Origin of the sequence: Phycicoccus flavus (assembly GCF_004025965.2) — a bacterium.
GTDB lineage: Bacteria > Actinomycetota > Actinomycetes > Actinomycetales > Dermatophilaceae > Phycicoccus > Phycicoccus flavus.
Genome location: NZ_SAYU02000020.1, coordinates 46,647 through 59,360, shown reverse-complemented (window position 1 = coordinate 59,360; position 12,714 = coordinate 46,647). Strand labels below are relative to the sequence as shown.

At 75.7% G+C, this 12,714-nt stretch carries 9 protein-coding genes; 6 read left to right on the top strand and 3 right to left on the bottom strand.

What is annotated here, in order from left to right; genetic code table 11:
- Nucleotides 1–260, bottom strand: a 260-nt coding sequence (locus tag EPD83_RS08095) for a hypothetical protein (protein WP_165566442.1), incomplete at its 3' end; no start/stop codon positions are given.
- Nucleotides 261–373: 113 nt separating this feature from the next.
- Between EPD83_RS08095 and EPD83_RS08090 the strand changes: the two genes are divergently transcribed.
- From EPD83_RS08090 to EPD83_RS20955, 3 genes are read left to right on the top strand one after another with little or no spacing between them, the layout of a single operon-like run.
- Nucleotides 374–1,639 (top strand): nucleotide sugar dehydrogenase, encoded by a 1,266-nt coding sequence (locus EPD83_RS08090; protein WP_128367126.1) that lies wholly within the window; start codon nt 374–376, stop codon nt 1,637–1,639.
- Nucleotides 1,636–2,523 (top strand): ABC transporter permease, encoded by an 888-nt coding sequence (locus tag EPD83_RS08085; protein ID WP_128367127.1) that lies wholly within the window; start codon nt 1,636–1,638, stop codon nt 2,521–2,523. The genes EPD83_RS08090 and EPD83_RS08085 overlap by 4 nt, the downstream gene beginning before the upstream one ends.
- Entirely contained in the window at nt 2,510–4,228 is a 1,719-nt protein-coding gene (locus EPD83_RS20955; protein WP_165566441.1) for a cell wall-binding repeat-containing protein, read from the top strand. The genes EPD83_RS08085 and EPD83_RS20955 overlap by 14 nt, the downstream gene beginning before the upstream one ends.
- Before the next feature lie 47 nt (nt 4,229–4,275).
- On the opposite strand, the gene EPD83_RS08075 is transcribed toward EPD83_RS20955, so the two are convergent.
- Together EPD83_RS08075 and EPD83_RS08070 are read right to left on the bottom strand one after the other, a co-directional pair.
- On the bottom strand, nt 4,276–4,914 hold the full coding sequence (locus EPD83_RS08075) for a CoA transferase subunit B (RefSeq protein WP_128366815.1): 639 nt from the start codon (nt 4,912–4,914) through the stop codon (nt 4,276–4,278).
- Between the two features lies 1 nt (nt 4,915).
- Nucleotides 4,916–5,689 carry a CoA transferase subunit A gene (locus EPD83_RS08070; protein WP_128366816.1) on the bottom strand — a complete coding sequence of 258 codons (774 nt, stop codon included), beginning with the start codon at nt 5,687–5,689 and terminating at the stop codon, nt 4,916–4,918.
- Between the two features lie 207 nt (nt 5,690–5,896).
- Between EPD83_RS08070 and EPD83_RS08065 the strand changes: the two genes are divergently transcribed.
- The 3 genes from EPD83_RS08065 (at nt 5,897) to EPD83_RS08055 (ending at nt 12,628) form a co-directional block, all read left to right on the top strand.
- Complete coding sequence (locus tag EPD83_RS08065; protein WP_164896410.1) at nt 5,897–7,909, top strand: cell wall-binding repeat-containing protein; 2,013 nt, start codon at nt 5,897–5,899, stop codon at nt 7,907–7,909.
- Nucleotides 7,910–8,042: 133 nt separating this feature from the next.
- On the top strand, nt 8,043–10,412 hold the full coding sequence (locus EPD83_RS08060) for a cell wall-binding repeat-containing protein (protein ID WP_165566440.1): 2,370 nt from the start codon (nt 8,043–8,045) through the stop codon (nt 10,410–10,412).
- On the top strand, nt 10,409–12,628 hold the full coding sequence (locus EPD83_RS08055; protein ID WP_165566439.1) for a SpoIID/LytB domain-containing protein: 2,220 nt from the start codon (nt 10,409–10,411) through the stop codon (nt 12,626–12,628). Before EPD83_RS08060 ends, EPD83_RS08055 begins: the two co-directional genes overlap by 4 nt.
- Nucleotides 12,629–12,714: the final 86 nt, after the last annotated feature.

The window sequence follows — 12,714 nt, the reverse complement described above, 5'->3', positions numbered from 1 at the left end:
GGGCCCCCGGTCGGGCCGCCCGCCCGCAGCCAGCGCCACAGCGGCCGTGGCGGCACCCGCAGCCGCCGCGCGAGCCGCGCCGCCCGGGCGACGAGCCGCGCCTCGCCGCCCGGGCCGGCGGAGCGACGGCCGGTCCCGTCCAGGGCCAGGACCTGGGGGTCGTCCGGGTCGTCGTCCCAGCCGGTGCCGGCGAGGTCGCCCGTGGCCGTGAGGAGGAGGACCCGGGGCGGCGGCGCGGGGCGCGTCGCGGGGCCGGGCATGGGCGCCAGTCAACCAGACCGCGCCCCGCCCGGTCCGGGGCCGCGGACCCGCGCTGGGATACACTCCGCGGGGCCCGTCCGGGCTCCACGCCACCATGTGAAGGAGTGTCCAGATGGCTGTGGACGTCACCGTGATCGGTCTCGGTTACGTCGGTCTCCCGCTCGTCCAGGAGGCCACCCGCGCCGGTCTGAGCGTCCGGGGGTTCGACATCAGCGAGCGGGTCGTGGACGGGCTCAACGCCGGGACCTCCCACATCGACGACATCGACGACGACGAGCTGCGCGAGATCCTCGACGCCGGCTTCCGCGCGTCGACCGACGAGGACGTCATCCGCGAGGCCGACGTCGTCGTCGTCTGCGTGCCGACGCCGCTCGGCGAGGGCGGCGGGCCGGACCTCGGCGCCGTCGAGGGCGCCGTGCAGGCCATCGCCCGCAACCTCACCCCGGGCACCCTCGTCGTCCTGGAGTCCACGACCTACCCCGGCACCACGGACGAGGTCGTCAAGCCGATCCTCGAGACCAGCGGCCTCACCGCCGGCGAGGACTTCCACCTCGCCTTCTCGCCCGAGCGCATCGACCCGGGCAACGCGCAGTTCGGCGCCAAGAACACCCCGAAGGTCGTCGGCGGGTACACCCCCGAGTCCGGCGACAGGGCCGCCGAGTTCTACGGCCGCTTCGTCGACACCGTCGTGCGCGCCAAGGGCACGCGCGAGGCCGAGACCGCGAAGCTGCTCGAGAACACCTACCGGCACATCAACATCGCGCTCGTCAACGAGATGGCCCGCTTCTGCCACGACCTCGGCATCGACCTGTGGGACGTCATCGAGGCCGCGAAGACCAAGCCGTTCGGGTTCCAGGCCTTCTACCCCGGCCCCGGCGTCGGCGGGCACTGCATCCCCATCGACCCGAACTACCTCAGCTACAACGTGCGGGCCAAGCTCGGCTACCCGTTCCGCTTCGTCGAGCTCGCCCAGGAGATCAACTCGACGATGCCGGGCTACGTCGTCTCGCGCGCCCAGGACATCCTCAACGAGGACGGCAAGGCGCTGCGCGGCGCGAAGGTGCTGCTGCTTGGCATCACCTACAAGCCCAACATCGCCGACCAGCGCGAGTCGCCGTCGGTCCCGGTGGCCCGGCACATGCTCGACAAGGGCGCCGACCTCGTCTTCCACGACCCGCACGCGCAGACCTGGGCCGCGTTCGGCGACCGGGTGCCGCGGGTCGCCGACCCGGTCGAGGACGCCGTCGCCGACGCCGACCTCGTCGTGCTGCTCCAGCACCACCGCGCCTACGACGTCGACGCGCTCGCCGCGAGGGCCCACCGGTTCTTCGACACCCGGGGCGTGGCGGCCGACGGCGACGGGGTCCACCGCTTGTGAGCTCGGCGACCCCGGAGGCGGCGCTCTCGCTCGAGGACGCGCGCGCCCTCGCACGCCGCCACGGGCTCGCCTCGCTGTCGGGCCGTCCGGGCCTGCGCGGCTACCTCGCCGAGCTGTGGCGCCGCCGCCAGTTCGTCGTCACCCTCTCGGCCGCGCAGAGCGCCGCGCAGTACGAGAAGCACCGGCTGGGCCAGCTGTGGTCGCTGCTCAACCCGATGCTGCTCATCGTCAGCTACTTCCTCGTCTTCGGGCTGCTGCTGCGCACGAACCGGGGCGTCGAGAACTTCATCGCGTTCCTGTCCATCGGCGTCGTGCTCTTCGGCGTCACCGCGTCGGTGATCTCCAGCGGCGCCAAGGCGATCACGAACAACCTCGGGCTGGTGCGGGCCCTGCGCTTCCCGCGGGCGGCGCTGCCGGTCTCGGTCGCGCTGTCCCAGCTGTACACCTCGTGGCCGGCCTTCGCGCTGCTCGTCGTCCTCACCCCGCTGACCGGCGAGCCCTTCACCTGGCACTGGCTGCTGTTCCCCCTCGCGGTGGCGCTCCAGTTCGTCCAGCTCACCGGGATCGCCCTCGTCGCGGCCCGGGTGGTCAACGCCTCGCGCGACCTCGCGAACTTCATCCCGCTCATCGTCCGGCTCATGCGCTACACCTCCGGGGTCTTCTTCAGCATCAGCGTCTTCGCCGACCGCTTCCCGCCGCTCGTCGGCGACGTGCTGCTCAACCAGCCGTTCGCGCTGCAGCTGGAGCTCGGCCGGCAGGCCCTGCTCGCCGAGCACCCGCTCGCGCTGCACTCCTGGCTCATGGGCCTGGGCTGGGCGGTCGGGCTGCTCGCGCTCGGCGTCGTCGTGTTCTGGCGCGGGGAGGGCACCTATGGCCGCGGCTGAGCCGAGGCCCTCGGTCATCGTCTCGCACGTCGACATCGTCTACACCGTCTTCGCCAAGGGCGGGTCCGGGCGCTCGGGCGGGCGGCGCGGGGTCCGCGAGGTGCACGCCGTCAAGGACGTCTCCTTCGTGGCGAACCACGGCGAGTCCATCGGGATCATCGGGCGCAACGGGTCGGGGAAGTCGACCCTCCTGCGGGCGGTGGCGGGGCTCGTCCCGCCGACCCGCGGCGAGGTCTGGGCCGACGGCACGCCGTCGCTCCTCGGGGTCAACGCCGTGCTCGTCCGGCAGCTGTCGGGGGCCCGCAACATCTACATCGGCGCCCAGGCGCTCGGGCTCTCCAAGGCCCAGGTCGACGACATCTACGACGAGATCGTCGAGTTCTCCGGCATCGGCGACGCCATCCACTACCCGATGTCGACGTACTCCTCGGGCATGGCCGCCCGGCTGCGCTTCGCGATCTCGACCGCCGCCGTGCCCCCCGTCCTCGTCATCGACGAGGCCCTGGCCACGGGTGACGCGCACTTCCGGGCCAAGAGCCAGGAGCGCATCGAGGCGCTGCGCGACCAGGCCGGCACCGTCTTCCTCGTGTCGCACTCGGCGGCGACCATCCGGGCCATGTGCGACCGGGCGATGTGGCTGGACGGCGGGACGCTGCTCATGGACGGCCCGGTCGACGACGTCGTCGACGCCTACGCCGCCGCGGCCGAGCGCTCGCTCGGCAAGGCCGCGCCCCGGGAGCCCGAGGTGCCGGGCGTCGAGCGCTGGGCGGGCGACACGAGGTACCACACCTCGGCGCTGGTCTCCCGGCAGGGGACGCCCGGCCGCCGGGACACCGTGCTGCTCGCCTCCGGCGCCGACCTGCCGCTGGCCCTGTCCGCCGTGCCGGCCGCCGCGCGGGTCGGGGCGCCGGTGCTGCTCACCTCTCCCGGGCGGCTCATGCCGGTGACCCGCAAGGAGCTCACCCGGCTCGAGGCGCGCCGGGTGCTCCTGCTCGGCGGCACGGACGTGCTCGCCGAGGACGTCGCCGACGGCGTGCGTGAGGCCGGGTTCGAGGTCGAGCGGGTCGACGGCGAGGACACCGTGACGACGAGCCTGGCGCTGCACGCCACCGACGAGGGCGAGGCCGGGGTCGACGCCGTCTACCTCGTGCCCGGCGAGGACGCCCAGGCCGCGCTCACCGCCGTCCTCACGGCCCAGGAGGAGGACGGCCGGGTGCTGCTCGTCGACCCCGAGGGGCCGACCGCGCGGCACGAGGAGGTGCTCCGGCGGCTCGCGCCCCGGCGCCTCGTCGTCGTCGCGGACGACCGGACCCTGTCGGACGACGTCGTCGAGGCGCTGGCCGGCCTCGCCGCCGGGGGGGCCGAGCGGCTGCTGGCGCCGACCCCGGTCCAGGCCGCCGCCGACGCCGCCGCCCGCTTCGACCCGGCCCGCGTGGGCGAGGTGTTCGTCGCCTCGGGCGCGGCCGAGTCCGTGAGCGACGCCGTGGCCGGGGCGGCCGTCGCCGACCTCGCCGACGCGCCGCTGCTGCTCGTCGACCGCGACGAGGTCCCGGCCGCGACGCACACCGAGCTGGAGCGGCTGCGGCCGAGCCACGTCGTCGTGCTCGGCGGGCCGATGGCGGTGACACCGAGCGTGCGCCAGGCGCTGGCCGGCTACCTCGGCGGCGAGGAGCCCGAGCGAACCGAGGACGACCTCGACCTCTGACCCGGGGCGGCGGGTGGTCGCCGCGGGTAGGCGGCGGCGAGGTGCCGTCAGGCGAGGTCGACGGTCAGGGGGGCGCCGGTGGCCTCGCGGACCTGCTCCTCGGTGACGTCCGGGGCGAGCTCGCGCAGGACGAGGCCGTCGTCGGTGACGTCGATGACGGCGAGGTCGGTGATGACCCGCTGGACGACGCCCTTGCCGGTGAGCGGCAGCGAGCACTCCTGGACGATCTTGTGCGAGCCGTCCTTGGCCACGTGCTCCATGAGGACGACGACCTTCTTCGCCCCGTGGACGAGGTCCATGGCCCCGCCCATGCCCTTGACCATCTTCCCGGGGATCATCCAGTTCGCGATGTCGCCGGTGGCCGAGACCTGCATGGCGCCGAGGATGGCGGCGTCGACCTTGCCGCCCCGGATCATCCCGAAGGAGGTGGCGGAGTCGAAGAAGGAGGAGCCACGGCGGACCGTCACGGTCTCCTTCCCGGCGTTGACGAGGTCGGGGTCGACGGCGTCCTCGGTGGGGTAGGCGCCCACGCCGAGCAGCCCGTTCTCGGACTGCAGGACGATCTCGACCTCGTCGGGGACGTAGTTCGGCACGAGGGTCGGCAGGCCGATGCCGAGGTTGACGTACGCGCCGTCCTCGAGCTCCTGGGCGGCGCGGGCGGCCATCTGCTCACGGGTCAGGGGCATCTCAGGCCTCCGTGCTCGGGCGGACGGTCCGCTTCTCGATGCGCTTGTCGGCGGCCTGCTCCGGGGTCAGGGGCAGGACGCGGTGGACGTAGATGCCGGGCAGGTGGACCTCGTCGGGGTCGAGCTGCCCGGGCTCGACGAGCTCCTCGACCTCGGCGACGGTGACCCGGCCGGACATCGCGGCGAGCGGGTTGAAGTTGCGACTGGTCTTGTTGAAGACGAGGTTGCCGTGCCGGTCGCCCTTCCAGGCCCGGACCAGGCCGAAGTCGGCGACGATGGCGTGCTCGAGGACGAACTCGCGCTCGTCGCCGTCGAAGACGCGGACCTCCTTGGGCGGCGAGGCGACCGCGACGCCACCGGACCCGTCGTACTTCCACGGCAGCCCGCCGTCGGCCACCTGCGACCCGACCCCGGTGGGCGTGTAGAAGGCGGGGATGCCCGCGCCCCCGGCGCGCAGCCGCTCGGCGAGGGTGCCCTGCGGGGTCAGCTCGACCTCGAGCTCGCCCTCGAGGTACTGCCGCGCGAACTCCTTGTTCTCCCCGACGTAGGACGAGACCATCCGGCGGATCTGCTTGCTCTGCAGGAGGATGCCGAGCCCCCACTCGTCGACCCCGCAGTTGTTGGAGACGACCTCGAGGTCCGCGACGCCCGAGCGGTGCAGCTCGGCGATGAGGACCGAGGGGATGCCGCAGAGCCCGAACCCGCCGACGGCGAGGGTCGCCCCGTCGGAGATCCCGGCCACGGCCTCGGCAGGAGTGGCGACGACTTTGTCCATGGCGGGCACTCTAGCCGCGGGCCCGCCGCCCCCGGCGCGTGGCCGGAGCCCATCCGCAGGGGTGGGGGACGTGGTGCGCGCCCACGGGCGAGGGCAGGTCCACCGGCGACGAGTTCGCCCGTTCCCCGCCGAAACCGCTGGTCAGCGGGTTACCGTCGGGTCAGCCGTGGTCCGCCCGTCCACGACCCGGACGCAGGGGAGGGTCACGTGGCCGACGCCGCTGCTCGTGCGCGGGGGCCCGTCGACCGCCCGCACCGCCGGAGCGCGCGGGCCCGCCTGGCCGTCGTCGCCGCGCTCGTCGCCGTGCTCGGCGCCGTCACCGCGACCGCCGACGCCCGTGGCCCGGCCGCCGCCCCGGTGACCCGTACCTCGCTCGCCGGGGCCGACGCCCCCGGGGTCTTCCGCCTCGCCGGGGCCGACCGGTACGCGGCGTCGGCGGCCGTCAGCGCCGCCACCTTCGACCCCGGCGTGCCGGTCGCCTACGTCGCGACCGGGCTGAACTTCCCCGACGCGCTGGCCGGCGGCCCCGTCGGCGGCTACACCGGCGGGCCGGTGCTGCTGGTCCGCACGGACTCGGTGCCGGTGGTCGTCGCCGCCGAGCTGCGGCGCCTCGCCCCGCGGCGGATCGTCGTCCTCGGCGGGACGACGTCGGTGACGGACGGGGTGAAGCAGTCGCTCGGGGCCTTCACCACCGGCCTCGTGACGCGGCTGGACGGCGCCAACCGCTACGAGGCCGCGGCCCGGATCAGCGCGGAGACCTTCGCCCCCGGGGTGCCCGTGGTCCACGTCGCCACCGGCCGCAACTTCCCCGACGCCCTGTCCGGCGGCCCCCCGGCGGCCCTGGCCGGCGGCCCGGTGCTGCTCGTCGGCACCGGGACGATCCCGCGGGCGACCGCCCGCGAGCTGGTCCGGCTCGCCCCGCGGCGCATCGTCGTCCTCGGCGGCACGACCTCGGTGTCGGGCGCGGTCGAGGCCGACCTGGCCCGCTACACCTCCGGGTCCGTCGAGCGTCTCGACGGCGCGAACCGGTACGTCGCCTCGGCCCGGGTCAGCGCCGCGAGCTTCGGCGCCGGGTCCCGGGTGGCCTACGTCGCCACCGGAGAGAACTTCCCCGACGCCCTGTCCGGCGGCCCCGCGGGCGGGGTCGACGGGGCGCCGATGCTCCTCGTGCGCGGCACGGCGATCCCGGACGCGACGGCCGCCGAGCTGACCCGCCTGCGACCGGAGCGCATCGTCGTCCTCGGCGGCCCGGCCTCGGTGTCCGCGGACGTGCAGGCGGCGCTCGAGCAGTACGTCGTGCCCCGCGGCCCGCTCTCGGTCCGCGGCACCGTCACCGAGCAGGGCGGCAGCGGCGCGCCCCTGTCCGGCGTCGGGCTGCGGGTGTACGACGACGCCCTGGGGGAGCTCACCTCCCTCGCCACCGTGAGCGACGCCAACGGCGTCTACCGCGTGGTCGGGGCGCCCGCGGGCCGCGTCCGGCTGTGCGTCGACGGCTCTACCGCCACCGGCGGGTCGGTCGACCCCTCGGGCTACGAGGCCGAGTGCCACCGCGACCGCGCCGGGCCGTCCACCGCCGACCCGGTGACGGTCGGGGCGACGCCGGTCACCGGTCTCGACGTTGGGCTGCGCGGCCTCGGCGCCGCGACGGTGACGACGACCGACACCGCCGGGACACCGCTGCCGGGGGTCGCCGTCTACGTCTACGGCCCGCGCGGCCTGCGCCGCGACCTCGTCACCGACTCCCTCGGCCGCACGCCCACCGGCGCCCTGCCCGCCGGCTCCTTCCTCGTCTGCTACGACGCGTGGGGGGTGACCGTCGGCCGGGGCGCCTCCTACGGCTACGACCCCTACTCGGCGTGCACCGACGCCGGCGCGGCCCTCGCCCCGACGCTCTCGGTCACCGCCGGCACGACGACCCGGCGTACGGTGCCCGTCACGGCGTCCGCGACGGTCCAGGGCCGGGTGACCTCCACCGCCGGCGCCCGCGTGCAGGGCGCCACGGTGCGGGTCGTCAACGAGATGGTGCCCGGCGACGGCATCGAGGCGGTCGGGGTCACCGACGCCGAGGGGTACTACCAGGTGAGCGGGGTGCGCGGGAACACGACCCACCGGGTCTGCGTCGACCCGCCGGCCGGGTTCGTCGCGCGGTGCGTCGACGGTGGCACGACCCCGGAGGCCCAGCCCCGGACCGTCGACGTCGTGCTGAGCCCGGGCTCCTGACCGCCGCCGCCCCCCGCGGGGCCGGCTGAGGGGCCCCTCAGCCGTCTCGTCGAGACTCTTGTGACTGGAGGGTCAGGACGTGATCGGTGTGGCACCCTGTTGCCGTCCACCCCCCTGCCTCTGGACTTTCGCCATGATCTCTGCTGCCCTGCGGCGCCCCCTGTCCGCCCTGCTCGCCCTCGCCACCGCCGTCGTCGTGCCCGTCATCGCCTCCGGCGGGACGGGCGCCTCGGCCCAGCCGCGACCGGTGTCGACGACGACGCAGTCCTACTCCTTCACCGCGCGTCCGGCGCCGACGGGCCTCGCCGCCCCCGGTGACCCCGCCGCCGCCCCCGGCGGCGAGGCGCGCTCGAGCACCGTCGACCTCGGGGGGCGCGCGCACGTCGTCGGCGTCACCTGGGAGCGCGGCGGCGTCGCCCGTGCCGCGACCGTCCAGATCCGCGAGCGCCGCGACGGCGCCTGGGGCGAGTGGCAGGACCTGGAGTCCGCCGCCGACGAGGGTCCGGACCCCGACTCCCCGGACGCCGCCGGCGCCCGCGGCGGGACCGCCCCCTGGGTCTCGACCGCCGACGCCGTCCAGACCCGGGTCCTCGGCGACACCCGCGGCCGAGGCCGGGCCGCCCGCTTCGACGTCGTCGACGCGACGACGACCGCGGCCGACCGCGACCTCGCCGCGACCCCGGCCGGCGGCGCCTCGGCCGCGGCCACCCGCCCGACGGTCTACACCCGCGGGGACTGGGGCGCCGACGAGAGCATCCGGCACGCCAAGGTCTACGAGGGCGTCGTGCGGACCGCGATCGTCCACCACACGGCGGGCTCGAACGACTACACCGCGGCCGAGGTCCCGAGCATCCTGCGCGGCATCTACGTCTTCCACACCGTCGACCGCGGCTGGGGCGACATCGGCTACAACTTCCTGGTCGACCGCTTCGGCCGCACGTGGGAGGGCCGCTACGGCGGCACGACCAAGGACATGGTCGGCGCCCACGCGGCCCCGTACAACAGCCAGAGCACCGGCATCTCGGTCATCGGCGACTTCACCTCGGCCACCCCGCCGTCGGCCGTCCCGACCGCCGTGTCCAAGCTCGTCGCCTGGCGGCTCGGACTGGAGCGGATCGACCCGACGGCGAGCACCACCCTCGACGGGTTCGGCAGCGCCCCGACGGTGATCGGGCACCGGGACGTCAACCAGACGACGTGCCCGGGCACGAACCTCTACTCCCAGCTGGCCTCGATCCGCCAGCGCGCCCGGGACTACCAGGGGACGATGGTCTACCGGCCCTCGATCTCCCGGACGTCCTACGCCTACGGCACCGGTGGGGTCAGCGTGAGCGGGCGGGTCAGCGAGCCCCTCACCTGGACCCTCACCGTGCAGAGCGTGTGCCACGACCGGCCGGACCGCGTCGTGCGCGGGTCGGCGTCCGGGTCGCTGTCGGCGGCGTGGGAGGGCCGCCTCTCCGACGGCACGTTCGCCCCGCCGGGCAGCTACCGCGTGACGCTCGCGGCGAGCACGGGCAGCGCCGCCGCGGACACCGCGATCGGCCGCAGCTGGCTGGTCACGGTCGGCTCCGTCGCGGGGGCGCCGCCGCGGTTCTGCCCGCCGCGCCTCTCGGGGGCCAACCGCTACGCCGTCGCCGTCGCGACCGCGAAGGCGCGGAGCAGCTCGGCGACGAAGGTCGTCATCGTCAACGGGACGACCTCCGGCATGTCCGACGCGCTCGTGGCCGCGCCCTACGCCCGCCGCACCGGCGCCGTCCTGCTCCTCACCCGGGCCGCGGGCCTGCCCGACGAGACCCGCGCCGAGATCCGGCGCCGTGGCGTGACGTCGGCCGTCGTCGTCGGCGGGGAGACCGCCGTCGGACGGACGGTCCTCGACCAGCTCCGCGCCGACGGGGTCGCCCAGGTCGCCCGGATCGGCGGCGCCAACCGCTACGAGGTCTCCGCCGCCGTCGCCCGCAAGGTCGCCGTCGGGGGGTCCGCCCCCGACGTGCTCGTCGCCAGCGGCTCGCCGCGCTCGATGGCCGACGGCCTCGTGGTGTCCGGACCGGCCGCCCGGCTCGGCCGTCCCGTCGTCCTCGTCCGGCCGGACGCGGTGCCGCAGCCCTCGGCGACGGTCCTGGCCGACCTCGGCACCGTCCGCACGGTCGTGGCCGGTGGACCCAGCGCGGTCGCCGACGACGTCCTCGCCGGGCTCCCCGGCGCCACCCGCATCGGCGGCGCCAACCGGTACGCGGTCAGTGCCGGTGTCGCCGCCTGGGCGCAGCGCTCGGGCGTCGACGTCTCCTCCGTCCTCGTCTCCTCGGGCGAGGAGCGCAGCCTCGTCGACACCCTCTCCGGCGGCCAGCTCGGGCGGGCGGGCGTCTACGTCCGCTCCGACGCCCTGCCCCGCTCGGTCCGGGAGTGGCTGACCGCCGCCCCGGTGACGACGGCCACGGTCCTCGGTGGGTCGGCGAGCGTGGACCTGACCACCGGCGGCGACGTCCAGCGCGCGGTGCACCGATGAGACCGGCGCGGGCGGTGCGCGTGCTGGCCGCCCTCGCCGTGGCGGCGCTGGCCACCACGGCCGCGCCGGCCGCGGGGGCGGAGGACGTCCCCTGGGGCGTCGACCAGCCCCGCCCGGTCCCCGGCCCCGCGGGTCCGGGTGAGCCCGTCGCGCCGGTGGCCCCGGCCGCGCCGGACGCCTCCGGGGCGGCGGCCGCCCTGTCCTCGACGTGGACCCTCTCGGGGTCCGGGTGGGGGCACGGCGTCGGGATGAGCCAGTACGGCGCCTACGAGATGGGGCGGGACGGCTACTCCGCCGCGGAGATCCTCGGGCACTACTACACCGGCACGGCCTACGAGACGCGCGAGGACGACGCGACGCTGCGGGTCAACGTCCGCCAGCGGGTGGGCTCGACGACGCTGCGGACCTCGCGGCTCGGGACGGGCGGCGGCTCCTTCAGCATCGCCGTGTCCGGCGGGGCGACCGTGAGCGGCGGCGTCGGCGACACCGTCACCGTCCGCCCCTCCGGCAGCGAGATCACCGTGTCCTGCCCGACCTGCGCGGTCACCTCCTCGACGGGGGCCCGGCCCACCGTCACCTGGGACGACGACCGGACGCTGCTCTCCGTCGACGGCACGCTCTACAGGGACGGCATGCTCCGGGTCACCCGCACGCCGGGTGCCGCGAGCCTCGAGGTCGTCATGTACGTGCGCATCCACGACGAGTACCTCGACTACCTCCGCGAGGTCCCGTGGTCCTGGCCGGCGGCGACCCTTCAGGCCCAGGCGGCGGCGGCCCGGGGCTACGCCCTGCGCCGGCTCCAGGCGGGCGTGAGCACCTCGTGCAACTGCCACCTGTACGACGACAGCCGCAGCCAGGTCTTCGGCGGCTACCCCTCCGGGTCCGTGGACCGCTCCTACCTGCCGGCCTGGACCGCCGCGGTCGACGCCGCCGGCTCGCCGACCCGGGGGTACGTGGCGACCTACGGCGGGGCCGTCATCGACGCCTACTACTCCTCCTCGACCGGCGGCCGCACCCAGAACAGCGAGGACGTCTGGACCTCGGCGCTGCCCTACCTGCGCAGCGTCGACGACCACTGGTCCCAGCGCAGCAGCAACCCGCGGCGCGCGTGGACCGCCACCCCGGCCCGCAGCACCCTCGCGGCGGCCTTCGGGCTCGGCGACGTCCGGCGGCTCGACCTCTCCGACCGCTACGCCTCGGGCGCGGTCGCCACCGCGCGCGCCACCTCGTCCTCGGGGACCACGGTCGCCCTGAGCGGGGAGTCGCTGCGCGGCCGGCTGGGCCTGTACTCGACGTACCTCGCGCGGCCGACGAGCCGGGTCGCCGGGACCGACCGCTACGTGACCGCGGCCAAGCTCGCCGCGACCCGCGCGCGCTCCGCGACGACGGTCGTCGTCGTCAGCGGCGAGGACTCCGCCCGCCCCGACGCCGCCGTCGGCGGACCCCTGGCCCAGTCGCTCGCCGCCCCCATGCTCCTCACCCGGGCGACCCGTCTGCCGGCCGCGACCCGGGACGCCATCGCCGCCCGGCCGGACCTGCGCCGCGCGGTCGTCGTCGGCGGACCGGCGGCGGTCTCGCCGGACGTCGTCACCGCGCTGCAGGGCCTCGGGCTGTCGGTGTCCCGCATCGGCGGCGCCAACCGGTACGCCGTCGCGGCGAACGTCGCGGCGGACATCGACCGGCGCGGCGCCGTCTCGGCCGTCGTCCTCGCCTCGGGCGAGTCGCTCGTCGACGCCCTCGGCGCGGGCGGCCCGGCGGGCGCGGTCCGCGAGCCGGTCCTCCTCACCCGCCGGGACACCCTCCCGGCGGAGACGTCCGACGCGCTCGCCACGACCGGGGCCGGCACGGTGCGGGTCGTCGGCGGGACGACGTCGGTCTCGGGGGCGGTCGAGACCGGTCTGCGGCGGACGGGCCTCACCGTCCAGCGGCTGGCCGGCGGCTCGCGCTACGCCTCGGCCGCGGCCGTCGCGGCGTTCTACCGCGACCGCCTCGGCGACACCACGCGCGTCTCGCTGGCCAGCGGGGCCGACGGCTCCCTCGCGGACGCCCTCACCGCCGGGAGCATCGGCCGGATCACGTTGCTCACGGGGTCGGCGACACTGCCCGCACCCACGTCGGTCGTGCTCCAGGAGACCCCCGACCTGGAGCGCGTCGTGGCCGTCGGCGGGACCCGCGTCGTGTCGACGACGGTCCTGCGGACCGCCGGCCGGCAGTGAGCTTCCGACCCCGTTCCCGGGCCGCCGGAAGTACACCTCTGTAATTCGGCGGAACGTGTTGCGTCGGTCCGGTGACGGATGAGACA